The organism is Synechococcus sp. MVIR-18-1 (assembly GCF_014279835.1).
Lineage (GTDB): Bacteria > Cyanobacteriota > Cyanobacteriia > PCC-6307 > Cyanobiaceae > Synechococcus_C.
Window position 1 is genome coordinate 1,463,879 of sequence record NZ_CP047942.1, and the last position, 23,704, is coordinate 1,487,582.

28 protein-coding genes are annotated in these 23,704 nt (G+C 54.8%); 5 read left to right on the top strand and 23 right to left on the bottom strand.

Features of this window, described 5'->3' with window-relative positions; genetic code table 11:
- Nucleotides 1–56 precede the first annotated feature (56 nt).
- Both SynMVIR181_RS07705 and cobW read left to right on the top strand, forming a co-directional pair.
- Nucleotides 57–575: a pentapeptide repeat-containing protein gene (locus SynMVIR181_RS07705; RefSeq protein WP_186588831.1), complete on the top strand. Its 519-nt coding sequence runs from the start codon at nucleotides 57–59 to the stop codon at nucleotides 573–575.
- Nucleotides 575–1,648: a cobalamin biosynthesis protein CobW gene (gene cobW, locus SynMVIR181_RS07710; RefSeq protein ID WP_186588832.1), complete on the top strand. Its 1,074-nt coding sequence runs from the start codon at nucleotides 575–577 to the stop codon at nucleotides 1,646–1,648. Before SynMVIR181_RS07705 ends, cobW begins: the two co-directional genes overlap by 1 nt.
- Nucleotides 1,649–1,793: 145 nt before the next feature.
- Here cobW and SynMVIR181_RS07715 read toward each other — a convergent pair whose 3' ends face one another.
- The 3 genes from SynMVIR181_RS07715 to SynMVIR181_RS07725 form a co-directional block, all read right to left on the bottom strand.
- A complete protein-coding gene (locus SynMVIR181_RS07715; RefSeq protein WP_186588833.1) occupies nucleotides 1,794–2,426 on the bottom strand; it encodes a L,D-transpeptidase in 633 nt (210 codons plus the stop codon).
- 79 nt (nucleotides 2,427–2,505) lie between these two features.
- On the bottom strand, nucleotides 2,506–3,084 hold the full coding sequence (locus SynMVIR181_RS07720; protein WP_186588834.1) for an isoprenylcysteine carboxylmethyltransferase family protein: 579 nt from the start codon (nucleotides 3,082–3,084) through the stop codon (nucleotides 2,506–2,508).
- A gap of 15 nt (nucleotides 3,085–3,099) precedes the next feature.
- Entirely contained in the window at nucleotides 3,100–3,414 is a 315-nt protein-coding gene (locus SynMVIR181_RS07725) for a hypothetical protein (protein ID WP_255444205.1), read from the bottom strand.
- A 131-nt stretch (nucleotides 3,415–3,545) separates the two neighbouring features.
- On the opposite strand from SynMVIR181_RS07725, the gene purS reads away from it, so the two are divergent.
- The 3 genes from purS to SynMVIR181_RS07740 all read left to right on the top strand — a co-directional run bounded on the left by purS (nucleotide 3,546) and on the right by SynMVIR181_RS07740 (nucleotide 5,727).
- Nucleotides 3,546–3,800, top strand: a complete 255-nt coding sequence (gene purS / locus SynMVIR181_RS07730; RefSeq protein ID WP_186515784.1) for a phosphoribosylformylglycinamidine synthase subunit PurS — start codon at nucleotides 3,546–3,548, stop codon at nucleotides 3,798–3,800.
- Complete coding sequence (gene purQ / locus SynMVIR181_RS07735) at nucleotides 3,797–4,456, top strand: phosphoribosylformylglycinamidine synthase subunit PurQ (protein ID WP_186588835.1); 660 nt, start codon at nucleotides 3,797–3,799, stop codon at nucleotides 4,454–4,456. Before purS ends, purQ begins: the two co-directional genes overlap by 4 nt.
- Nucleotides 4,457–4,746: 290 nt before the next feature.
- Nucleotides 4,747–5,727: an LD-carboxypeptidase gene (locus SynMVIR181_RS07740; protein ID WP_186523081.1), complete on the top strand. Its 981-nt coding sequence runs from the start codon at nucleotides 4,747–4,749 to the stop codon at nucleotides 5,725–5,727.
- Nucleotides 5,728–5,782: 55 nt separating this feature from the next.
- On the opposite strand, the gene fba is transcribed toward SynMVIR181_RS07740, so the two are convergent.
- From fba to hisA, 20 genes are all read right to left on the bottom strand, one after another.
- Nucleotides 5,783–6,856 (bottom strand): class II fructose-bisphosphate aldolase, encoded by a 1,074-nt coding sequence (fba, locus tag SynMVIR181_RS07745; RefSeq protein ID WP_186515786.1) that lies wholly within the window; start codon nucleotides 6,854–6,856, stop codon nucleotides 5,783–5,785.
- Between the two features lie 126 nt (nucleotides 6,857–6,982).
- Nucleotides 6,983–8,050 carry a class I fructose-bisphosphate aldolase gene (locus SynMVIR181_RS07750; RefSeq protein ID WP_186588836.1) on the bottom strand — a complete coding sequence of 356 codons (1,068 nt, stop codon included), beginning with the start codon at nucleotides 8,048–8,050 and terminating at the stop codon, nucleotides 6,983–6,985.
- A gap of 141 nt (nucleotides 8,051–8,191) precedes the next feature.
- The gene (locus SynMVIR181_RS07755; RefSeq protein WP_186588837.1) at nucleotides 8,192–9,271 is read right to left on the bottom strand and encodes a Gfo/Idh/MocA family protein; all 1,080 of its coding nucleotides are present in this window, start codon (nucleotides 9,269–9,271) and stop codon (nucleotides 8,192–8,194) included.
- 16 nt (nucleotides 9,272–9,287) lie between these two features.
- A complete protein-coding gene (locus tag SynMVIR181_RS07760) occupies nucleotides 9,288–9,686 on the bottom strand; it encodes a hypothetical protein (RefSeq protein WP_186588838.1) in 399 nt (132 codons plus the stop codon).
- The gene (gene accD, locus SynMVIR181_RS07765; protein ID WP_186588839.1) at nucleotides 9,683–10,561 is read right to left on the bottom strand and encodes an acetyl-CoA carboxylase, carboxyltransferase subunit beta; all 879 of its coding nucleotides are present in this window, start codon (nucleotides 10,559–10,561) and stop codon (nucleotides 9,683–9,685) included. Before accD ends, SynMVIR181_RS07760 begins: the two co-directional genes overlap by 4 nt.
- Before the next feature lie 196 nt (nucleotides 10,562–10,757).
- Complete coding sequence (locus tag SynMVIR181_RS07770; protein ID WP_186590561.1) at nucleotides 10,758–11,591, bottom strand: A24 family peptidase; 834 nt, start codon at nucleotides 11,589–11,591, stop codon at nucleotides 10,758–10,760.
- Complete coding sequence (locus SynMVIR181_RS07775; protein ID WP_186523090.1) at nucleotides 11,588–11,917, bottom strand: hypothetical protein; 330 nt, start codon at nucleotides 11,915–11,917, stop codon at nucleotides 11,588–11,590. Before SynMVIR181_RS07775 ends, SynMVIR181_RS07770 begins: the two co-directional genes overlap by 4 nt.
- A 52-nt stretch (nucleotides 11,918–11,969) precedes the next feature.
- Nucleotides 11,970–12,872 carry a phosphoribulokinase gene (locus SynMVIR181_RS07780; RefSeq protein ID WP_186523092.1) on the bottom strand — a complete coding sequence of 301 codons (903 nt, stop codon included), beginning with the start codon at nucleotides 12,870–12,872 and terminating at the stop codon, nucleotides 11,970–11,972.
- 74 nt (nucleotides 12,873–12,946) lie between these two features.
- Nucleotides 12,947–14,020 (bottom strand): 3-isopropylmalate dehydrogenase, encoded by a 1,074-nt coding sequence (gene leuB / locus SynMVIR181_RS07785; protein ID WP_186588840.1) that lies wholly within the window; start codon nucleotides 14,018–14,020, stop codon nucleotides 12,947–12,949.
- A 28-nt stretch (nucleotides 14,021–14,048) separates the two neighbouring features.
- The gene (gene lpxD, locus SynMVIR181_RS07790) at nucleotides 14,049–15,089 is read right to left on the bottom strand and encodes a UDP-3-O-(3-hydroxymyristoyl)glucosamine N-acyltransferase (RefSeq protein ID WP_186525547.1); all 1,041 of its coding nucleotides are present in this window, start codon (nucleotides 15,087–15,089) and stop codon (nucleotides 14,049–14,051) included.
- Nucleotides 15,090–15,093: 4 nt separating this feature from the next.
- Nucleotides 15,094–16,209: a glutamate 5-kinase gene (gene proB, locus SynMVIR181_RS07795; RefSeq protein WP_186590562.1), complete on the bottom strand. Its 1,116-nt coding sequence runs from the start codon at nucleotides 16,207–16,209 to the stop codon at nucleotides 15,094–15,096.
- On the bottom strand, nucleotides 16,206–16,715 hold the full coding sequence (locus tag SynMVIR181_RS07800; RefSeq protein WP_186523098.1) for a YqeG family HAD IIIA-type phosphatase: 510 nt from the start codon (nucleotides 16,713–16,715) through the stop codon (nucleotides 16,206–16,208). The genes proB and SynMVIR181_RS07800 overlap by 4 nt, the downstream gene beginning before the upstream one ends.
- A complete protein-coding gene (locus SynMVIR181_RS07805; protein ID WP_186588841.1) occupies nucleotides 16,715–17,260 on the bottom strand; it encodes a DUF3727 domain-containing protein in 546 nt (181 codons plus the stop codon). The genes SynMVIR181_RS07800 and SynMVIR181_RS07805 overlap by 1 nt, the downstream gene beginning before the upstream one ends.
- Before the next feature lie 19 nt (nucleotides 17,261–17,279).
- Nucleotides 17,280–17,735, bottom strand: a complete 456-nt coding sequence (gene ruvX / locus SynMVIR181_RS07810; protein WP_186590563.1) for a Holliday junction resolvase RuvX — start codon at nucleotides 17,733–17,735, stop codon at nucleotides 17,280–17,282.
- A gap of 17 nt (nucleotides 17,736–17,752) precedes the next feature.
- Nucleotides 17,753–18,823, bottom strand: a complete 1,071-nt coding sequence (locus tag SynMVIR181_RS07815) for a hypothetical protein (protein WP_255444207.1) — start codon at nucleotides 18,821–18,823, stop codon at nucleotides 17,753–17,755.
- Nucleotides 18,824–18,840: 17 nt separating this feature from the next.
- Entirely contained in the window at nucleotides 18,841–20,007 is a 1,167-nt protein-coding gene (locus SynMVIR181_RS07820; protein ID WP_186588842.1) for a F420-0:Gamma-glutamyl ligase, read from the bottom strand.
- 59 nt (nucleotides 20,008–20,066) lie between these two features.
- Complete coding sequence (locus SynMVIR181_RS07825; protein WP_255444208.1) at nucleotides 20,067–20,645, bottom strand: thylakoid membrane photosystem I accumulation factor; 579 nt, start codon at nucleotides 20,643–20,645, stop codon at nucleotides 20,067–20,069.
- Nucleotides 20,646–20,659: 14 nt separating this feature from the next.
- A complete protein-coding gene (locus SynMVIR181_RS07830) occupies nucleotides 20,660–22,297 on the bottom strand; it encodes a DUF3685 domain-containing protein (protein ID WP_186590566.1) in 1,638 nt (545 codons plus the stop codon).
- Nucleotides 22,298–22,363: 66 nt separating this feature from the next.
- A complete protein-coding gene (locus SynMVIR181_RS07835) occupies nucleotides 22,364–22,798 on the bottom strand; it encodes a Fur family transcriptional regulator (protein WP_186588843.1) in 435 nt (144 codons plus the stop codon).
- A 124-nt stretch (nucleotides 22,799–22,922) separates the two neighbouring features.
- Nucleotides 22,923–23,693 carry a 1-(5-phosphoribosyl)-5-[(5-phosphoribosylamino)methylideneamino]imidazole-4-carboxamide isomerase gene (gene hisA, locus SynMVIR181_RS07840; RefSeq protein ID WP_186590567.1) on the bottom strand — a complete coding sequence of 257 codons (771 nt, stop codon included), beginning with the start codon at nucleotides 23,691–23,693 and terminating at the stop codon, nucleotides 22,923–22,925.
- Between the last annotated feature and the right edge of the window lie 11 nt (nucleotides 23,694–23,704).

A 23,704-nucleotide genomic window follows, 5' to 3' on the forward strand; every position in this document is an offset into this window, starting at 1 on the left:
AACGTGAAAGTTAAGTTACGGCAGCTGCAACCTGATGCCGGCTGCATCCTTCTCTGATGCCCCTTCCCGATTTGTTCCACAAGCACCTGTTACCCGTTCTGTTCGGGGTGCTTCTTGCGTCGAGCTTGATCTCCCTTCCTCATCCTGTTCAGGCCATTACCGCCCCTGAATTACGTGGTCAGTTCGCGGTGCAAGACATCAGCAACGACATGCATGGCCGGGATTTAAAAGAAAAAGAATTTTTAAAAGCTGATCTCCGCGGTGTTGATCTCAGTGAAACCGACCTGCGCGGAGCTGTGATCAACACCTCTCAACTACAGGGAGCTGATCTTCATGGAGCCAACCTTGAAGATGTGGTGGCGTTCTCAAGCCGATTTGATGAAACCGATCTAAGCGACGCAAACTTCACAAACGCAATGCTGATGCAAAGCCGCTTTGTGGATGCGCGCATTGAGGGAACGGATTTCACCAACGCCGTGATCGATCTCACTCAGATGAAGGCTTTATGCGGTCGTGCCAGTGGCGTGAATAGTGTGAGCGGCGTGAGCACCCGCGAAAGCCTGGGGTGCCGCTGATGTCTGAACGCCTTCCCGTCACCGTGATTACCGGCTTTCTTGGAGCCGGGAAAACAACGCTGTTGCGCCATCTCTTGATCAACAGCGGCCAACGCCTCGCCGTGATGGTCAACGAATTCGGAACCGTGGGCCTGGATGGCGATCTCATCCGAAGCTGCGGCTTCTGCCCAGAGGATGAAATCGAGGGGCGTCTCGTTGAACTGAACAACGGGTGCCTCTGCTGCACCGTGCAGGACGATTTTCTACCCACGATGGAAACGCTGCTCGCTCGCGCTGATCAGCTCGATGGAATTGTTGTTGAAACCAGTGGTTTAGCTCTTCCAAGACCCCTACTTCAGGCCCTCGAATGGCCCGCAATCCGGGCCCGGGTGCACGTGAACGGTGTTGTCACTGTTGTGGATGGGGAAGCCCTGAACAACGGAAGTCCTGTGGGAGATACGGAGGCGTTGGAGCGGCAACGACAGGAGGATCCAAGCCTCGACCACCTCACGGCCATTGATGAATTGTTCGCCGATCAACTTCAATCCGCTGACCTCGTATTAGTTAGCCGTTCAGATTGCTTAGAGCCCACCGAGCTGGACAAGATCCAGCAATCACTGGTCGCCAAGATCCGAACCGGTACAACAGTGATCCCCATGACTCGCGGCCAAGTCGACCCGAGTTTGCTGCTGGGAGTGGAGCGTGAGACGTCTGCCAATCACGAGCATCATGAGCACGATCACCATGACCATGACCATGATGCGCATGATCACCACGATCACACGCATTTAGATGTTGTGGGCGGCAATGTTCGGTTTGAAGGTGTGATTCAACGGTCAGATTTTGAACGGATCCTTCCTGCATTTGTGACTGAACATCAGGTGGTACGCCTAAAAGGACGGGTCTGGTTACCTGGCAAATCCCTTCCTCTGCAAGTGCAAATGGTTGGACCCCGCTTAGAGACTTGGTTTGAAGCTGCTCCTGACCAGGCCTGGACTCCCGAAAGCCGCTCAGGAGTGGATCTGGTTGTGATTGGATTTGATCCAACTGCCTCTGAAAAACTCACAACCCTCCTGCTTGCTTCGGCTGCTTAAGGTAATGAGTGAAAGAAAATTCTCTCAGTGATTGAGCCATTGCAAGACTACTTTTTAACGAATTAATTAATTTAAACTTAGCTAGCTATAACTATAAACAAGTACAGCTTTGACTCGAAAGTCAAAGCTAATTGAGTCCATTTCTTTAGTCTTCAACAACCAATAAGCGCACATCACTGGCTTGAATCAACTGAGATAGTTCGAGTAAGTCATGTTCATGAATCAGTCCAATACATCCCAAGGTGCCGCTATTTCCATTGAGACCCACGCTTGGGTCTTGATGGATCCCAAGCACCCTTCGGCCTGTAATGAAGGTCGGTTCGATGCCGATCCAAACCGGACCTAGTTCTGGATAAGCACCTTTGGCAAGAGGCTCCACTGGCCCAAGGGTGTAACTACCTGTCGGCAGGGGAGCCTTACTGCCCATCTGATCACGGTCCGCATCCTGGCGATGGGCTCGACCGCTAACTGCATCGAAATGACGCGCCGGTTCTCCAGGAATCTCAAGCCGCAAGTCCCAGATGGGATCTCCTGTGGAACGAATCTGTCTCTTAGTGCGGTTAAGGACGAGCTGAGGCTCAGGATCCGGGATGCTGATCGGAGGCTCAAGAATCGCTAAGAGCCTTGAACTGACCTCAACAGGTTGGGGGATGTTCGGCACAAATTCGTTGGCCTGACTTGGGGCGCTGAATTCGAGACCTGCGCAGACAGCACTGAGGAGCAACACGGAAGGCGTCGCTTTGCTTGCCAGCAACTGCAAGGGCGCAGACAGAACCATCCGAAGCGATCAAAAGCGATCTTGTCTTAAGGGGTTTATTTATTGTTTTTGGAAAAAATAAACGGTTGTTCAGCTGGCCCTAATCCTGGCGCCAATCCAAGCCAGGAAGACCGGGAAGGATTGCTGGGGTATTGGAGCGATACGTCAAATAGTCGGGATGGACTCTGCAGAGGCGCTTTTCTTCTCGATGAGCCTTGCCATTGAGCACCGCAACCAAGATCAATAACAGCGCCAGGTGAAGCAGGCTTCCCTTGGCAAGGACCACACCAACGGAGCAAATCAAAACAGCTCGATAGAGAGGGTGCCGGCAATGGCGATACACCCCTGTGGTGATCAAAACGGCATTGGGCTTTGGATCAGGTAAAGGGGAAAGGCTGGGGCCTAAAGCCAGAAAACCCTGCAAGGCCAAGCCAAGCCCAACAGCAAACACCATCAACCCCGTGACATGAAGCACAACAGGCCAACTCCAAGCCTGGAGGAGCTCAGAGGGCCAGGTCGGAAGGATATGAGCGCAGATCAGAACCACTTGAGCCAACAACCACCACTCACCCTTTTGATTGTTGAGCAATCCTGACCAGCTCAGACCCCAACCCTGAAAACTCTCACGCCAATCGCCCTGCTGCCTTGGCTCCTTGAACGGAAGACCTTTGTTGTCCATGGTGATCTGCAGGGGTTAGTCCATCGGCAGGTCGCCTCGAGCGCAGACCTCACCCCAGCAAAGCGCACCCTCCTCACTCCAACTGGCCTGAACACGATTCCAAGCAGAGCGTTCATTCATCCGCATCCGCATCAAACCGCTGCCGTCATGCTCAAACTGAATTCTGTGAGCATTGAATGCCAAATTCCAACGGCTGCCCACCGGATCGGCCACAAAACGGCATGGCTCCCAAGCCTCATGGCTCCAGCGACACTCCACATCAACGGCCACCGGCTCAGCCTGTGCGAGCTGCGCGAAGCCAGGGGCGATCAGCAGAAGTGGTGTGATCAACCTGATTGTGAATCCGATGGATTGGATCACAGAAAAAGGACATGGAGACGTGGTCTGTTTTCAACGTGAATAGAAAGCGCCTGGAACGGGACTGCGGCCTGCGAAGATTTAACAATTCCTGCTCCGAGCCCGTGCCGCGTTATCAAGCTCGTGTTCTGGTGCATCTGCGCCCTTCTGTCCTCGATCCAGCCGGTGAGGCCACGCGTTCAGCTGCCAGCCGATTAGGGGTGGAAGGCATCGAACGCCTACGCATCGGCAAGGCGGTCGAGCTGGAGCTGGAGGCGTCTGACGAAGCTGATGCGCGCCAACAGGTTGAACTGTTGAGTGATCGACTCCTGGCCAACCCTGTGATTGAAAACTGGACCCTGGAACTCAAGTTGTCATGAGCATTGGTGTTGTTGTCTTTCCTGGTTCCAATTGCGACCGGGATGTTCGTTGGGCGACGCAGGGATGCCTTGGCATGCAAACCCGTTACCTCTGGCATGAGGAGACAGATCTCAGCGGCTTAGATGCTGTAGTCCTACCCGGAGGCTTTAGTTATGGCGACTATTTGCGTTGCGGAGCCATCGCCAGGTTTGCCCCAGTGCTGGAATCCCTGATCGATTTCGCGAACAAAGGCGGGCGGGTGCTGGGCATCTGCAATGGATTTCAGGTGCTCACTGAACTCGGCTTATTGCCAGGAGCACTCACGCGCAATAGCGGTCTTCATTTCATCTGCGAAGACACCCCACTCAATGTGGTGAGTGCGCGCACCCCCTGGCTCTCTCACTTAACAGCCGGAAGTGAGCTCCAACTGCCAATTGCCCATGGAGAAGGCCGTTATCAATGCAGCGAAGACACACTAAAAGCGCTTCAAGATAAAGACAGCATCGCACTGAAATACAACAGCAATCCCAATAGCTCCATTGCCGACATTGCCGGCATCACGAATCCAGCTGGCAATGTGCTCGGTTTGATGCCCCATCCTGAACGGGCTTGTGATCCAGTCACTGGATGCACCGATGGACGGAAATTGATTGAAGCTCTGATCCAGTCATCATGACCTGTCCTTATTAGTTTTGAGACAAGACCGGAAGATCGAGAACATCAGCTGATCAACATTTACTGAAGTAAATTCAACCATTGAACATATTCACTGAGCCAATAAAGCAGGACTTTATCCAGTAGATACTGGCGACAGGGCCTCTAAAAAACATAAACTATACCTAACTCCATACATTAATACAAACCTCTCTATTGCAATTTATGTTCTAAATGGGTTTTCAGGAATCACTTAAAGCTTTAACCCGCTCGAATTGGCAGACTAAAGCTCATTAGAGTTGAAGCTCTTTAATGCATCGTCGATCATTTTTAACGTTGGGAGTCCCAACGGCCGTAGCAATAGCCGTTTCATCATCCGCTAGTGGTTTAGCGGCATCGACTCAAAAGAACTCCACTCTTCACTCGTTACAAAAGGGCTCAAGGCTTCGAGCCGTTAATGCCGGAACTTGGCTCGATCCGGAAACAGACTTTGGCCCGTTGGTGGAACGCTGTGAAGCTGAGGGTTGGACCTTAGAAGTCCCAGAATCAGTAAAACGCCAATGGCGATGGTTTTCAGGAACCGATCAGCAACGAGCGGATGATCTTGAGCGTGCCTGGAACAATCCTTCCCTGGATGGTCTGATTTATGTCGGTGCTGGCTGGGGAGGCGCCAGGGTGTTAGAAGCTGGCTTTCGCTTCCCCAAGCGATCGCTCTGGACCCTGGGGTTTTCTGACACCAGCTCGATGCTGATGGCGCAATGGTCAGCTGGCTTGCAGGGCGCCATCCACGGATCCACCGCGGGACCTGATCCACAATGGGAACGGACGGTCCGCCTCCTGAAAGGGGAACTGGTCGCCCCTCTGCAGGGGCGTGCGGTTCGCGCCGGGGTGGCCAGAGGTCCGCTCGTGGTGACCAATCTCACGGTTGCGACCCATTTGATTGGGACACCCTGGTTCCCTGATCTACGCGGATCCATCCTGGTGCTGGAAGATGTTGGAGAGGCTCCCTACAGAGTGGATCGCATGCTGACGCAGTGGCGCAGCTCTGGCGTGCTCCGTGGCCTTGCTGGGGTAGCAACGGGACGATTCAGCTGGAAAGGGGAGGTCGAACCAGGTGATTTTTCAATGGATGGGATCCTCGAGGAGCGACTCTCTGATCTAGGCATCCCCTTGGTCATGAATCTGCCCCTTGGGCATGGACTTCCCAACATGGCTCTCCCCCTTGGTGCAGCAGCAACACTCGACGCCAATCAAGGAACGCTGAAACTCATTCCTGATCGAGCACATGAATGAAGCCATCAAAAAAGGGGGCTGATGCCCCCCCGATTGGTTGGTTTTGACCGAATAATCAGGCAGCAACTGCTGTCTTGGGGTCAAGGGTGCCTTTTGCATAAAGGCCGGAATAGAAGTTGATGTCGCGCTGCTTGATCTTGCTGGCGTTACCCGCAGCCCAGAACTGCTGGAAGCGATCCAAACAAACCTGCTTCATGTACTTACGAGCCGGCTTGTTGAAGTGCCGAGGGTCGAAGTTGGCAGGATCAGCCATGGCTGCTTCTCTTACGGCAGCCGTGAAAGCCAAACGGCAGTCGGTATCGATGTTCACTTTGCGAACACCATTACGGATGCCTTCCTGAATTTCTTCCACGGGAACGCCGTAGGTCTCAGGAATCGCGCCGCCGTACTTGTTGATCATTGCCAACCATTCCTGGGGAACGGAGGAGGAGCCATGCATCACCAGGTGGGTGTTGGGGATGACTTTGTGAATTTCAGCGATGCGGCTGATAGCCAGCACTTCACCCGTGGGCTTGCGGGTGAACTTATAAGCACCGTGGCTGGTACCGATAGCGATAGCCAGGGCATCAACCTTGGTCTTGGCCACAAAATCAGCAGCTTCAGCAGGATCGGTTAGCAACTGATCCTTAGAGAGCTCACCTTCGAAACCATGGCCGTCCTCGGCTTCGCCTTTACCGGTTTCAAGGGAACCAAGGCAACCCAGTTCACCTTCAACGCTCACGCCGATGGCATGGGCAACGTCCACCACTTCCTTGGTGACGTTGACGTTGTAGTCGTAACTCGCAGGAGTCTTGGCATCAGCCTCAAGAGAGCCGTCCATCATCACGGAGGTAAAACCGTTAGCCGCCGCTCCGAAGCATGTTGCGGGGCTATTGCCATGGTCCTGGTGCATCACGACAGGGATGTCGGGATAGGTCTCAACAGCCGCCAGGATCAAATGACGCAAGAAATTCTCGCCTGCATAAGCACGAGCTCCACGTGATGCCTGCAGGATCACAGGAGAGTCAGTCTCGTGAGCCGCCTCCATGATCGACTGCACCTGCTCAAGATTGTTGACGTTGAAAGCAGGGATGCCGTAGCCGTTTTCCGCGGCATGGTCGAGCAGAAGTCGAAGCGGAACGAGCGCCATAGTGAAGTCCTAACGAAGGCAGATAAACGGACATGTGTCCGTAGCCGCGCGACTTTACAGTTGAGTCGTGTGAATGTCACGACACTCCGTGGCAGAAAGCACGCCGGAATGTCAGCAAATGATGGGTCAGTAGGTGTATCCAGCTACAAAAAGCTGCTCGTCCGATGACGGCTGAGAGCCGGGGACGTAACGCCCCTGTGAGGCCTCAGAGTTCGCTTTCGCCCGCGCAAACAACGCTGCCTGGCCTGCCTCTTTGTCCTTACCAGCCCATGCCTTCAGGCAGGAATGCTGCAAGGCACGTCCATAGGAAAAGCCAATATTCCATTGCGCTTTTCTTGAAATTGTATTCATGTTGTTGAGGTACACCGACGCCGCTTCTTCACTCAAACCACCTGATAAAAAGACAATTCCAGGAACACTGGCAGGAACACAACGCTCCAGTGTTCTCACGGTCATTTCGGCAACGATTTGGGGATCTGATTTCTGCGCACAATCGGCTCCTTGAATCGTCATCGAAGGCTTGAGAAGAGTTCCCTCAAGAAGAACTCCGTTGAGCTGACAAGCGAAGTACACCTCCTTAAGGATTTGTTCTTGCACCGCTGACGTGACTTCAATGGAATGATCACCATCCATCAAGATTTCAGGCTCAATGATTGGCACAAGACCTGATTCCTGAACGGAACGTGCATAACGCGCTAGGCCCCATGCATTTTCACGAATGGCCAGATCAGAGGGGCATCCATCAGCCGTGATCTGCAGTACGGCGCGCCATTTTGCAAAACGCGCACCTTGGGCGTAATAATCTGCCGCTCGTTCTACCAAGCCATCCAGACCCGTACAAACGGTTTCTACGGACTGGGCACCAGGCAATGGGCGAAGACCCTTATCAACTTTGATACCAGGAACAATTCCCGCTTTGTTTAACTTCTGAACCATTGTTTCGCCATCGAGATGACTCTGAAACAGGGTTTCTTCGTACAAGATTGCGCCACTAATAAAATCACCAAGACCTACTGTTGTAAACAGCATTCCTCGATAGGCCTGGCGATTAGTCTCAGTATTTTCAACTTGGATTGCGCCTAGTCGCTTACCGATAGTCTTTGTGGACTCATCAACAGCAAGAATCCCCTTCCCCGACACTGCCAAAGAGTTGGCTGTTGCAATTAATTCTTTGGAGTATGTGGAAAGAGACATAGGGACGACGCAACAACAAAGAAAGTCTCAGAATTTTACACACCTAATCGTGGTAAGAAACAAAAACTTATTACCCCAGCATGTATCAAAAACTCTAGAAAATACGATTACTTGTTGGTCAATCTGTTACATCTGATCGGATCATTGAATCGATTGATCACATGCTTGCTGACTGATCAACCCCTCTGAAAGGCCAGGCACCATGGGAGCACCGGTTTGAATGCTGTGAGCCCACCAGCTCTGAATGCGGGCCACCGGTGCCACACGGCCATCACTCCAGGTCGTGGGGAAGATGAACTCAGCGTCCGCTTCAATATTGCGGGTGGGTTCTCCCATGGGCGTATGCCACAGCCCAAAGCCATGGACATAATCCTTTTGGTTCGCGCTACCGAGAGTGAGGCTCCCATCAGATCCGTAGATCTCGAGCCAGCAGCCTCGGCCGTTGCGAGCCACAGACGCCAAATTGACCTGAGCTGGAACCCTCTGGTCCGTGCGGCCCTGCCAATCAAGTTGCATCTGAATCAGGGAAACATCTTCGGCATCAACGGAAGCCATGCCTCCGCTGGGATGAGGACGCTCCTTGATCGACACGCTATTGAGACCTTGGACGGATCGAATCGGTCCGACTAACCAAGCCAGCATGTCGAAGGCATGGGTACCAAGGGCACCCAGCACACCACCACCAGCATCCCGTTGGGAATACCAGCTCCAAGGTCGGGACGCATCCGCACGGCTGCTCATCAACCAGTCGAGTTTCACTAGCCAGGGAGTGCCGACAGCACCTGCCTCCAACATCCTGGCGGCCTGCATGAACAGAGGCACGGCCCGGTACTCATAATCCACCGCAACACTGAGCCGGTTTTGGATGGCGACGCGTTGGAGCTCTGCCACCAATTCAGCCTTGAGAGCAACAGGCTTTTCAAGCAACAAGTGTTTGCCCGCTTTCAGCGCTTGAAGGGCCAAGGCAAAGCGTGGCTCCGGAGGGGTGGCAATGATCACGGCTTGCACGCGAGGGTCGCTGAGCAAAGCCTCCCAATCGTCATAACCAGGGAGATTGTGCTCAAGGCAGGCCTGATCTAAACGTTCCCGACGGGGATGCCAGAGCGCCACCGCCTGGAGATCAGGTTGAGAGGCAAGGGCTTTCAGATGAACCGATTCACCAAAGCCGAGACCCGCAATTGCCACTCCAATCGGGGAAGGGCTTGAGGATGAAAGAGCCATAAGGGAAGCGTTGGGATCAGGAAAGCGACAAAAGCTCGTCCGATGAGCACACACCGGAAAGAACACCGTCGATCAAAGGATCGGAACCAGAAGGTTGCCATTCGGCCCTGAATTGGGGCAATCCATTCTTTTGCTTGTCTCGATACAGCTGCTGGCTGCAGTCGATCTCCATCACGACCAGCGTTCCCAACGCGGGGCTGTCATCCTCCTGACGCAAGCTGTAGCGGCTCAGCACTGACACGGTGCCATCCTTCTTCAGACGCAAACTCCCGGCGTCCCACCATTGCTGTCCCTCCGTACTAGATGGCACTTCGCGCCATTCAACCTGACCCGCAACAACAGGAGCGGTGCAAAGGATCAGAGCTAAAGCAACAGCAGCCAAGCTCCGAAAACATGAAGACAAAACCTGAATCATGAGCTAGCAACCCGAGATTCACAGCCATGCAATCTGAGCAGACTCGCAAGAGTGGAACGCAATTGCGTACGCGGAACAATCGAATCAACGAATCCGTGGTCTTGTAGGTATTCGGCGGTTTGAAAATTATCCGGTAATTTTTCGCGCAGCGTCTGTTCAATCACGCGACGCCCAGCAAAGCCAATCAGAGCTTTTGGCTCCGCCAAAATCAGATCACCAAGCATCGCAAAACTTGCTGTGACGCCCCCAGTGGTGGGGTGAGTGAGTAAGGGCATGTACAACACGCCAGCTTCACGGTGGCGTTCCAAAGCTCCGGAAATCTTGGCCATCTGCATGAGGCTGAGCATTCCCTCTTGCATCCTTGCTCCACCCGACGCACACACAATGAGGAGTGGCAGCTTTTTGGCGGTTGCTGCTTCCACCAAGCGAGTGATCTTTTCACCGACCACCGACCCCATCGAACCGCCCATAAAACGGAAATCCATCACGGCAAGAGCCATAGGAATCCCCTCGACCTCACAGAGTCCAGTGATGACACCATCACGAAGCCCTGTACTGGCCTGCGTTTCGCGCAGTCGATCCGCATAGGCCCGGCGATCTTTAAAGCCCAATGGATCCGTGGGTTGAAGCTCTTGATCCATCGCCACAAAAGTGTTGGGATCCACCAACACCGCAATGCGCTCGGTGCTATCGATGCGGTGGTGATAGCCACAGTTGCTGCAAACGCTGGCGTTGCTCAGCAGATCCTTGCGATACACCACCTGACCGCACTCGGGGCACTTGCTCCACAGGCCATCCCCTTCATCGGGTTCTTGATTCACCTTGCCGACGTACTGACCCTTACGGCGGTCAGCGAACCAGTCGAACAAACTCAAGGTTGATTACTCCTTAATGGCAACAGCAGATCTCAGTTGGCATTGGGGCTTTCGGTTTGTACGAGCGCCACATTGGGGAGATCCGAGGGAACAAATAATCAAGCCAAGGGCCTGAATCTTGCACCAACCACATCAGGCTAGGACAGGGATGTTGCAATCTCTCTGCACAACAGACATTGAGCTGATTTCTGTTCTTTTAAAGGCCACCAAACAGGCTGAACCATTGCTGCCCCCACCACTCAGAACCTCCGATCCAGGTCAGCCAGATGCCAAGGGCAATAAAAGGGCCAAATGGGAAGGGTTGTCTCGGCCCTAAGCGTCCAGAGAGACGTCCAACCGTGCCAAAGAATGCGCCGCTAAAAACGGCGATTGCTAAAGCAACCAAAACACCTCCCAAGCCAAGCCAAGCGCCTGCGACAGCTGCCAATTTGGCGTCACCAAGTCCGAGAGCAGGTTGGCCAAGCATGCGCTCCGCGAGAGCGCTTAATCCCTCGAGCGCCAGCAATCCCGCTGATGCCGCCAACAGATGATTGAGAAGCACGGAACTGGCTTCTGGAGCAGGGATCACCAGATAGAGAGCCCCGGTGAAGGCAAGGCCGAGCAACACGCCGATCCGGCAAAGAGGTTCGGGGAGCCAGAGATGGTCGATATCGATCAACACCAGTGGCAGCAGCACACTGATTAGAACAATCCCCGCCAGCAGATTGAGCAACGCCAGGCCTAATTGATCCGAAGCGGCGAGCAATCCATGGCCCCACAACGCGCTCAACCAAAGGAGGGCGCTAAAAAATTCCACGAATGGGTAGCGGCTTGAGATGCCTTGGTGGCAATCGCGACAACGTCCCCGAAGCCAGACCCAGCCCAACACCGGCACATTGTCGTGCCAGCGCACCGCCTGACCACACTTTGGGCAGTGGCTGCCAGGCCAAACCACTGATTCTTCGCGAGGCAATCGCCAGGCCACCACATTGGCGAAACTACCCACACACGCACCAGCCACCACAAGGATCAGACCCAGCACACTTGTCAAAGCCCAGACCCCCTGGGTCGGTCTCGCCAACCACGCGGACGCCGCAATCGTCGACCGATGAGATCGATGCTGATGAAATGTTCTTGAAGCAACAGTGTGGGGCTTGCGAACACAACCCTGCCCTCATCTAACCGCTCATTCACAACAACACCCATCGGTTCCAGCTGCTGCCCAGACTCAGTTAAGAAGCGGAAGTAGATCCGTCGTGCCAACGCGATCAGACGACGACTATCCACTCTGTCCCAACGCGGTGGAGCAGTTGTTGATCCACTGGCACCTGCAATCTCAAAGGAGGGAGAGGACAAAAAAAGGACCCACCTGATCATTCAGATGAGTCCACGATAGATGTAATCGCTCGATGTGTATCAAGCAAAGCAATCAGGAGAGTTTGCTTTGGTCTTCAATCATGCGATGAATGATGGGGGTCAAGATGAGTTCCATCGCGAAGCCCATTTTCCCTCCATTCACAACAATGCTGGTGGGACTGCTCATGAAGGAGTCATGAATCATGCTCAGCAGGTAGCTGAAATCAATGCCCCACTTCTCACGCGCTCCCTTGCGGAAGTGAATGATCACAAAACTTTCATCAGGCGTTGGGATATTGCGACAGATGAATGGGTTGGAGGTGTCAACCGTGGGCACCCGCTGAAAATTGATGTCCGTGAGGCTGAATTGGGGACAGATGTGATTGATGTAGTCCGGCATGCGGCGCAGGATCGTGTCCACGATCGCTTCGGCTGAATAGCCACGCTCGGCATTGTCACGCTGAATCTTTTGGATCCACTCGAGATTGGTGATCGGAACCACACCTACGAGGAGATCGGCGAGGGACGCCACGTCGTAGCCGTCTCCGACAACGCCACCGTGGAGGCCTTCATAGAACAGGACGTCGGTGCCACCAGGAATGTCTTCCCAGGGGGTGAACTGACCTGGATCCAAGCTCACGCCAAGGCGAGCATTGTGTTCAGCAGCTTCTTCTGGACTGTGGAGGTAATAACGCTTCTGACCTCCACCGGTTGCGCCATAGACGCGGAAGAGCTCTTCGAGCTTGTCGAAGAGGTTGGCTTCTGGACCGAAGTGCGAGAAATTCTCACCCTTCGCAAGCGATTCAGACATGGCGGTCTTCATCGCCATCCGCTCGAAGCGGTGGTAGCTATCGCCCTCCACCACTGCAGGAGTGATGTTCTCCCGAGCGAAGATGTGCTCAAAAGCCCTCTTAACAGTGCTGGTGCCTGCACCTGAGGAACCCGTGACAGCCACGACGGGGTGACGCTTCGACATCGACGGAGGAAGATCTGGCCCGATGAGTTTGGCAGGTCAAAGGGCAAATTCCACATATTTCCTGCCAGGTTGCATCACAGTGTCTTGAGAAGTTCCTCCCCCATCGCCTGACAGCCCAGGGAAGTACAGCCTTCAGACATCAGATCTCCAGTGCGGAATCCGGCTGCCAAAACGCGATCCACAGCATGTTCCAGATCGTCCGCAGCTGCGTTTTGCTTGAGACCAGTCCGCAACATCATCGCTGCGGAGAGCACCATGGCCATTGGATTGGCCTTGTCTTGACCAGCGAGGTCAGGAGCTGAACCATGAACGGGTTCATACAAACCAGGCCCTTCGCTTCCCAAAGAGGCTGAGGGAAGCATGCCGATCGAGCCGGTGAGCATGGCCGAAATATCGCTGAGAATGTCTCCGAAAAGATTGCCCGTGAGCACCACATCGAACTGGCGAGGATCTCTCACCAGTTGCATCGCCGCATTGTCCACATACAGGTGACTGACATACACTGCGGCGTACTCACCTTTCATGCCCTCCACGCGATCACGCCACAGTTGGCTGACATCGAGCACATTGGCCTTATCCACCGAGCAAAGCTGCCCGCGACGCTCACAGGCGAGCTTGAACGCCACCCTGGCGATTCTGTCGACCTCTGAATCCGAGTAGGTCATGGTGTTGAACGCTCTCTCTTCGCCATCGGCCTGCACACGACCTTTCGGCTTCCCGAAATAAATACCTCCGGTGAGCTCCCTCACCACCATCAGATCCACCCCTTCCACAACTTCAGGTCGCAGGCTGCTGGCACCAATCAGGGCTGGAACAATCTTGACTGGACGGAGATTGGCGAAGAGCTCCATTCCAGAGCGCAGGGCTAGCAATCCACTCTCAGGCCGTTGTTCACGTGGCAAGGCATCAAATCGAGGGCTCCCGATCGCTGCAAGCAAGACGGCATCGGCTGCCTTACAAGCTTCAAGGGTGCTCGCCGGCAAGGGTTCACCAGTGGCATCGATGGCAGAGCCACCAATCGGCGCTTCACTGAATTCGAGCGTGAACCCATGTCGAACCGACACGGCTTCCAGGAGCTGCCTCGCCACGGCAGTGATCTCTGGACCAATGCCGTCACCCGGAAGCAAAACAACGCGATGCTGTGGCATTGGGTTTCAGAGGGAGGAACCAGAGAGGCTACTGAGTGGCTTTCTTAAGTTCGCGAATCTGTTTCGCCATCTCAGGCAATTTGCTGAAGGCTGCTGAACAACGCAGCCAAAGCCTGTTGGGAATAGCCGGATAGCCACTCACCACTTCACCGGGCTCCACCTCACCATGAATCCCGCTCTTGGAACTCGCGATCGCACGATCACCAATCACCGCTCGGTTGGCCACACCAACCTGTCCAGCCAAAATCACCCCATGTCCAAGGCGAGCGCCGCCCGCGATACCCACCTGCGAGGCCAGGGCACAGCCCCGGCCGGTGACAACGCCATGACCGATTTGCACGAGATTATCGATCTTTGTTCCCGCACCAATTCGGGTTTCACCTACAGACGGGCGATCAATCGTGCTGCCGCAACCCACTTCAACACCCTCCTCAAGGATCACCAGACCGGTTTGAGGCATTTTTCGCCAACCACTAGCAGTCGGAACAAATCCAAACCCCTCTGAGCCCACCACCGCGTTGGAGTGAACCACGCAATGGTTGGCTAAACGCACTCCTGGGTGAAGCACCGCATTGGCATGCAATTCACAGGACTGACCGACCCTCACATCGCCATAAATCACAACACCGGCATGAATGGTGCTGTTGGCACTGATGCGTGTGTCATCGCCAATACAAACGTGAGGGCCAATCGAGACCCCAGCATCGATCTGAACCCGGTCACCGATCACCGCAGAAGGATGAATGGTTGCTTCTGTTCTGGGCCGAGGATGCAGACGCTCGAGAGCTTCTGCGAAGGCCAAGCGAGGATCACGCATCACGGCCCAAGCCAGACCACGCTGCTCTGCCATGGCCTTGAGGTCATCCTGATTGGGAATCAAAACGGCGCCAACATGGCTGGTTTCTAAGCTCTGAATCAGAGCGTTGCCCTTTTCAAGGAAGCTGAGTTGATCGGCACCGGCTCTCTCCAAAGATGCAGCACCACGGAGCTCAGGATCACTGCTGAGCTGATGCTCCAGCAGACCTGCCTCTCCGTCCTTAAGGACGGCGATTAACTGGCTGAAACGCATCGATTCAGGGGTCTGGTTGGCGGATCGTAGGCGTGCTGAGGACAAGCACGTCTCGATGCACCACAACAGGCGAGCTCCCTTGCCGATCAGTCCGCGCTGGCTCATGAACAAGACGTCGAAGCGCCTCACTGCTCAGGGAGCTCAAGCCACGGGCCATTTCATGGCCTTCCTGATCGAGGATCCGTACGGGTTGATTGGCCTGAAACTCTCCTGTTAAGTGCGTAATGCCAACCAAAAGCAACGAGGCGCCTTTGTCGCAAAGCGCTTGGCAGGCACCACCATCGATGTGAAGGCTGCCTTGGGGTTGCAAGGCATGGGCCAGCCAGCTTTTGCGATGACCCAGGGGCTGAGGATGGGGATGAAAGACCGTGCCTCCACGCCCCCCAGCCAGCATCGTTTCAAGCGTGTGCTGATCATGACCATCCGCCAGATGCACGGTGATTCCACTCGCGGTGGCAATCCGAGCGGCCGCGAGTTTGGTGGTCATCCCGCCGGTTCCCCAACGACCTCCATCTCCTGCGCCCTGTTCAAGCGCCTGCAAGTCTGCTGGGTGATGCACGTCCGAAATCGGACGAGCGGAGGCATCACTGCGCGGATCAGCGGAATAGAGCCGGTCGATATCGGTTAACAGGATCAAATCATCCGCATCAATCGCTGCTGCCACCAAGGCTGAGAGCGTGTCGTTATCGCCAAAACGCAGCTCAGCGGAAGACACCGTGTCGTTTTCATTAATGACGGGTAAAACCTTCCATTCGATCAACTGGTGCAGGGTTGCCGAAGCGTTCTGATAACTGCGACTGTCGGCTAAGTCAGATCGGGTGAGAAGAACCTGCGCAACGGGGATGCCATGGGCGGCCATCGCGTCTTCGTACAGAGCCATCAGATGGCCTTGACCGATCGCCGCGGCCGCTTGAAGACCTCTGAGCGTGGAGGGTCTTGTCTTCAGGCCTAGGCGCTGGCATCCAAGTCCAACCGCACCACTCGTGACTAAGACAACACGATCACCCCGCTGAAGACATTGGGCGAGATTCAGGCATAGAGCTGAAATGGCTTCAGCAGTGCTGCGAGCTTCCGTGCTGCGCAGCAAACTGGTTCCAACCTTCACGACCCGCAGGCTCATGCCTGGCCTGCTCCAAGCCATCGAGCGAGTTGTCGCTCCAACACTTGAACGCGATCGTGACGACAGGGCGTTCCGTCTGCACTTAGGGGTCTCACCAAAACGGTATAGAGACCAAGACGGTTTCCTGCAAGAACATCCGTAAACACGCGATCCCCAACCATTGCGATCTGCTCTGGCTTGAGATCGAGGGTCTCCATCACACGTCGGATCGCACCGCGACGCGGTTTAGCTGCTGAGCTGGTGAAGCCAATTCCAAGCTGCTCAGCCACAGCCCCAATCCGCTCGCGGGAGGGATTGTTACTGATCAAATAGAGATGCGTATGGCGTTGAGCCGATTGGGCCCAGCGAAGGACAGAGGCAGGCAACGCCACATCACGTCCTGGAAGAAGGGTGCGATCAACGTCAAGCAATAAGGCTTTGATCCCTCTGCCAAGCAAGGGTTCCAACGGAAGATGGGCCAGCGTTAAGCCTGGATCCCAATCAGGTCGCAGCCAATCACGACGCATCACTCGGAGAGCTCACGCTCATCAAGCTCAGCCTCGATTCGAGGTTGAATTTGATCGAACTCATCCCCTTCCACCAAAACTGCTGCGCCATCATCCATTCGGGCTACAACAAAGAAGGGATCTAAAGGGATGTAGAGCCCATATTCCAATTCATCGACCAAAAAACTCACCAGCAATTCATAGGTCTCCGATTCATCGTCACCCGCCTCATCCTCATCGAGATCTTCAGGATCGGGCTCATCGAGCTCACCATTCACCGTGAGGGTGACTGCGGAGCGGACAAGGGTGAGGTCATGCTCTTGAAGAACCACATCAGCCACCGAGAGAATCGGTTCATTGCTTGTGATGCTGTCGATGACTTCAGGCTCATCTCCATCCTTCAACCTGAACAAACAGACCGGAGTATCGACAGGGGTCAGTAACGCGTAATCCTTACCATCGAGTGGGATGAGCTGCTCTAGGAAACAAAGAAGATCACGGCCTTCACTGTCTTTAACCAGCAGCGTTGGCACGTCTCCGCTGTTGTTAGGCCCGCTAGAACTCATTGCTAAAGAATCAATACCCTCAGGATCCTTCATCGCCGTCCGTCTTGCTAGCAGACGGGGTCGCCATGTCGACCGGTTCAGGCTCTGGCCCATCAGCGAGCCATTGCTCAAGGAGGAGTGAAGCGGCAGCACTGTCAAGTCTTCCGCTGCGATCCCCTTGCAAGCCATGACGTTCGGCCGCGGCCCAACTACTGCTGTGTTCATTCACGAGCGCCAAAGGCAGTTTTAAAGCCATGGCCAGGCGCTGACCGTAACGCTGGCAATGGGCTGCTTGCTCTGTGAATTGACCTTCTGCATCAAGGGGTAAACCCACAACCAGGCCCTGCACGCGACGGGTCAGGCAAATCTGTTCCAAATGCCCAAGGTCTTGCTTAAACGCTCTGCGTAAAAGAGCTGGGAGGGGGCTCACCGTGATCCCCAGAGCATCACACCCTGCCAAGCCGATGCGCTTGCGCCCCACATCCAGGCTCAACATCGAACGGGGAGATGGACTCACGATGAGCGCTCACGACCCAGTGATGGCGTCGGCAAGGGCGGCTGTTGTGGTTGGAGACGACCCAGCATCGATTCCAGAGGACGGATACCACTGAGCTCTCGGCTACCAAGCTTGCGCCAGAGACTGCGGCCCAGGACGAGTTGGGTTTGCTGCGACTGGAATCCACAACGCTGAACGATGGACTGGAGACGGGCATCATCGTCATCAACCAGGAGTTCAGGGGTTGGTTGAAGTCGGGACAAACGCGCCAAAGCGGGAGGCAAGGCATCCTTGAGGCGATCATCCCAGGCCAAACCTCGCAACAGTTCAAGCCTTGGTCTGGCAAAACCAGAGGGTCTGGCAACAAGTCCTGCCAGCACCTGATTTTGATCGGAATCGATCCGCTCTAAGAGGCCGCAACCCTTCGCGCGTTGATCGACAAGGTCCTGCCATTGGCGATCAAGAATTTGGCGATGATGCGTTGAACAACAGGCTTGCTCGAGAGCGAGCAGTTGTCTTGCGGTGCTCTTGTCGAGAGCGCTCCAACGACAATGAGGTGGCATCTCGGAGGTTGGTATCCCTGAGAGGGAGGAGGGATCAAGCCGCCAAACCCCAAACCTCCTGAGCGGTTGAAATCCCAGTTCACGAACCAAATCAAGCTGGTCTTGATCGTTGCTATCGCAGCGGATCAACCAACTCTGTGAACGGGCGACCCCATCGCTAAGCGCTTCATGAAGCAACCTCCGGATCACAGAAATCCTGCTCGTGCCCGTTGGTTCCTGCCGTTCCTCGAGTTCGAGTTGCCAACAGCTGCTACGGCGGTTTAGAGAGCGCAAAACCACAATAGAGAGCAATCGCTCAGCCCTTGCATCGTCTTGCTCCAGAGCGACCAGCACCCGCAACTTGCGGAGCAGCCAAGCCTGGGGAATCATGGCTTGCGGTTGATCGGCCCATTGGTTCGATGAACTGATCTGAGCAGATGTCAACAGCAAGCGCAAATGGGATGCGTTGAGAGCTTCCACCCGAGGAGAGCTGCCGGATGCTTGATCCACATCGCGTCCGCTGTAGATCATTAATGTATCGCTCACCTCGAGCAGCCGAGGATTTAGGCAGGTCGAACCAACACAAGGGGGGTCCGTTCGTTGGCATTGCCAGCAGGGTTTGGCTTCAGGGCACGGTGAAGCAATGCTTCATCGCAACCACGACTGGAAGCCAGCACTTTGACTCGACCTAGATCATTGACATCAACGATCGCCACCGCAACGCCAAGCGTCTGAGCGGCAGCATTGCAAAGCTCTGCTGGAGAATCCGGACCAAGAACAATGGTTTGGTCATAGGGAGGTGTGGTGCCGGTGATGTCGTCAATCAGTCGTGCTTGGTCACCGGCAAGTCGATAGAACCAACCCTTCTGACCCAAGAGTTTTAAAACGAACCCCACACTCCAAGCCACCAAAACGCGTGTAGGACCAACCTGATCGATCAACGTTTGAAGGCCGCAGGCTGTTGCCAAGCTGCTCGTGGGATGAAACACACGGCACAGCAAGCGGGCAATCCAACTTGGCTGGACCGTGGAGGGATGAGCGTATCGGCCCTGAATCACAGCAACAGGAGTTTCCCCAATCGTGAGGACATCTCCGGGCTGAATCAGACCACCTGCGTAGTGCCTCAGCACATCAACCGTGTCATCTAAGGGACCCAGCAAGTGCGTTTTGATGGGCAAAACCGCGCAGCCATCTCCTTGACGGAAGGAAGCATCAGCCAGCTGGAGCGGTTCGGGTTGACGGGTTGGAACAACCATCCCTTGACGGCGATGTAAGCGGCCAAACGGCCCGTAATTCACCCAGTGCACATCAACCCAAACGCTGTCGACGCGATCGTTGATCGCGACCTCTTGATCCGAACTAAATGTGAGTTGCACCTTCACCTGAGTGCTCTTGCGGCCTTTCACGATGTAAGCGGCCCAATATCCATCCGGGCGGGCCTCCTCATCGGGGTGATGCGGAGTGATTTTGGTCTGAACGTTGACAGAACTCAGGTCGCTATTCCCGAGCAATGTGGGGTCCACTCCAAGCTCTGGAACCATCACTTCCATGCGCTGATGCGGATTCGTGATTGTCAACCAACCCTCAAGAACGAGGCTTTTTGGCGTGTGTTGCACTTGCCAATCGTGGGCGCGTAATTGAAGGGGTGACGAAGGCCTGAGCCTGTGCCGCGCCTCAATCCAAAGCACACCGATGCCGAGCAGGAGCAAGATCAGCAACAGCGTGCACATAGGAAAACGGTCAGCTGACCGGAAACAATCAAGCAGCGTAAGGCGTTCCGGTGGATTGATCAGCGCGACATCACTTCTGTATTGAGCTCGTTGAAACTGATTGTGATGCTGCCCTCGGAAGGTGCCTCAATTCCAGTGGCTGCACTGACGGCAGCATTGATGACTTCAAGAGGAACCTGTCCATCCTCATCGAGCAAAACCGTGCCTTTGCCATCGATGACGACGACCTGCGGAATGGTGCCATGCCAATAGGTCGCTGGATCGGATGGGTCTTGGCTGTCATCTCCCTGAAAGGCATCGGTGGTGAAGGGCAACAGTTCCACCTCTCGCCCCCACAAACGCTGCAGTTCAGACACAACAGGCGCAAAAATCTTGCTGGTACTGCTGTCATCCAAATAGAAGACGATCACGCTGGTGCGTTCTTTCTCTAAAGCGTCCTTCAGGGTTGTAGCGGGTGGGACCAGTGATCCATTGCCTGCATACAACGCAAAAATATTGCCGTCGTAACTATCGGTGTCCCTAGCTGCCTCGGCTGGGCCTGCAATCAGCAGCAAGCACAATCCCGCAGCGAATAGAGAACGCAGGACCGGGCGCATGATGCTGAGCAAAGGCATGGTGCTGAACAGTGGATGCAGCATTCTGACCGCTTGGATCAGCTGCGGTTGAAGCTGCGGCCCATCCCTTGAGCGATACCTCGACCCACCAGTCCGATCGCTCGACCAATCACTTGGGTCAGGACCACCGCTAACAGATCACCCACTCTGCGGACCAGAAGTTGAACCTGAGGAGCCAAGGCATCCCGCGCTTCTAGCAGAAGAGCAACCTGTTGTTGCCACCAGCCGAGACGACGCAACTCTTCGTCTCTGGGTTCCATTAACAACAGCGGTGCGATCGTTCCGTCATTGAGCTGATACAGAAGACGCTGGCTTTCGTACAGGCGAATCGGACGTTGAATCCAAGCTTGCCAGCGAGACTGGGTGTTGAGTTGGTTGCGTAGACGTTCCAGCTCTCGGGTGGAAATCAAGCGTTGATCTAATAAGTAGCGTCTCAACTCAGGCCAGTCTCCGCAAACGCCAAGCAGCTCAGATCCAATCAGTTCGGCTGTGCGCACCAACCAATTGCTCACCAACGTTTCGAGCTGCAGCAACGCGCGGGGATCATCGGCAGGCAGCAATTGCCCATCGACCAAAACGGGCTGATCGTCAAGAAAAGGGGCAAGCATCCGCTTTGGATTCGGCAGTTCCTCATCGATGTCTTCCAGCTCTGTATTCAGAACCAGGTGATCGGCCACGCCGCTGAGTTCCTCTCCCATAGGAAGGCGTACGTAATGGCCCGCCATCGTGCACAACGCCTGCTTGCGCAATTCCGGTTGCAAAGCCTGCCAGTGCTCCGAGAGCGCGCGATCCGACCGCTTTTCAGCGGAAGCCTGCTGATCCAAACGCAACCTTTGCAGCACAGCGTTGAGCTGTCGCAACAGGGCAAGCAAGAGCTCGCGTCGTCGCTCAGGGTGGAGACCTTCAATCGCCAGCATCTGACCGGTGGCGTTGCTTAAACCTCCCGTCACCGCCATTTCAAGGCGTTGATGAATGGCATCCCACACCGCAGCACCATTTCTCTGTTTCAACTGAATCGATGTTCCTGACGGTTCGTTGAAGGGAGACGATTGCTGGAGAGGAAGAGCACCTTCCAGCCCTAATTGCAATGGTCCCCAAAGCCAAAGCAACAGCTGACGAGCACTGTTCAATTCACGACAGCGACCCTCCAGCATGAATCGCAACATCGGATTCTCTGGCGGTGGGTTCAACAGGACCTCAATCATGCGCAGGTCGTGATTGATTTGCTGAAGACCAGTCATCAACAACCAGGGGCCCAGCCCTGGTGACTGAAACGATCCAATCGTCTCGGACGAAGCGTGCGCCGACAGTTCGACCACCCTGCCCCCAGACAGCAACGTTGCAATGCTCAGCTGCAATTGCTCAAGATCAGGATCCTGAAGCAATCCCGCACAATCCAGGGAAAGAAGCTCTGTGGGATCGCAAGGAAGTTTTGCAGGAAGCAACAACAACAGTGGAGCGGATCCCCAACGGCTTTGCAGTTTCAAAACCTCAAGCTGGAGCAGTGCCGGCGATGCAATCGTTTCGATGGACCAGATCACAAGATCAGGTTGTCCATCCAGCTGATTCGCGGAAACAGATATTTCTAACTCTTTGTTGCCAGCGAGCCCCGACAAAAGAGATTCAGCAAGCAGATTCCTTGCGATAAGCAAAATCTTGTTTGGAATCCCGTTCACCGCTGTAATCCATCCCTCACGAATGATCGCAGGGAAATGGTGAAGGAGCAAATGCTCCAGCACGAATCATCGCCGTCCATCTAATGCTGCTGGACGTCCACTGAGTTGAAGGGTGTAGGTCTCAATTGTGTAGCCAGTGCGCTCTTCGATTTCCCGCACGAGTTCATCAGGCAGTTGAACATCGAGGTCCTCGATTCGTCCGCTCTCGAGGCAAGTGAGATGGCTGTGGGGGTCACTTCGATAGCCATAAAGGCGGCCACTCGCCCGATCCAGACATTCGATCACACCAGCTCTCTGGAGAGCCTCGAGATTTTGGTACACCGATGTATGGCCAATCCGTCGCCCCTGATCATTCAATTTTTCAAAAATATCCCGCGCACTTAAATGGCTGGCTTCAGTCCAAAGCAGATCCAAGACCATCCGCCTTTGCTGACTCAAGCGCATCCCAAGTTTTCGGCACAACTCAAAAGTGGCTTGGAGTCCACTGGAAGCAGCGGACAAATCCGAACTTAGATGGGTGCTTCCGACCGCCACTAATGCAACTTTATTAATTGCATCTTAAAACCTTATTCAAGACTTCGTCGCTCTCAAGCTGAAGCGAGCGCTCCAACCAATCCAATTCGTCTCAAGCGATCGTGCGGCACTGATCACTCAAAGGGTCTTGCAGACGGCCATCCGCCATCGCCTGGATCGCTTCATGCAAGTCGACGCGGCCGTCGTAGAGCGCTCGACCCACGATCACCCCCTCCACACCCAGTGGTTCTAGGGCGAGTAGCGATAGCAGATCTGCCATGCAACCCACGCCGCCAGAGGCGATCACAGGAACCTCACTCGCTTGAGCCATGGCGCGCAAGGCATCGAGATTCGGCCCAGCCAACGTGCCATCGGTAGCGATATCGGTGCTGATGATGGCCGCAATCCCTGCGGAACTGAACCGTTGAGCCAGAGCCGTGGCTTCCACGGTGCTCTCCTCAACCCATCCACGGGTGGCGACAAAACCGTTGCGTGCATCGATGCCCACCACAATTTTGTGAGGATGACGGCTGGCAAGCTCCATCACCAACTCGGGGTTCTCGATCGCCACGGTGCCGAGAATGACTCGATCCAGTCCACAGCTGAGCAGCTCTTCAGCCCTCTCCAACGAGCGCACTCCGCCACCAAGTTGCACAGGAATGGAGAGCTCTTTTGCAATCAAGCGCACCGCTTGATCATTGATGGGCTCACCGCTTCGAGCACCATCGAGATCCACTAAATGCAAACGGGTTGCACCCTGCTTGACCCACTGTTGAGCCTGCGCGAGTGGGTCGTCGCTAAAGCGAGTGACCTGGTCGTAGTCACCCTGATGCAAACGAACACAGTTGCCCTGCAAGAGGTCAATGGCGGGAATGATCTCCATGACGCCGGTGG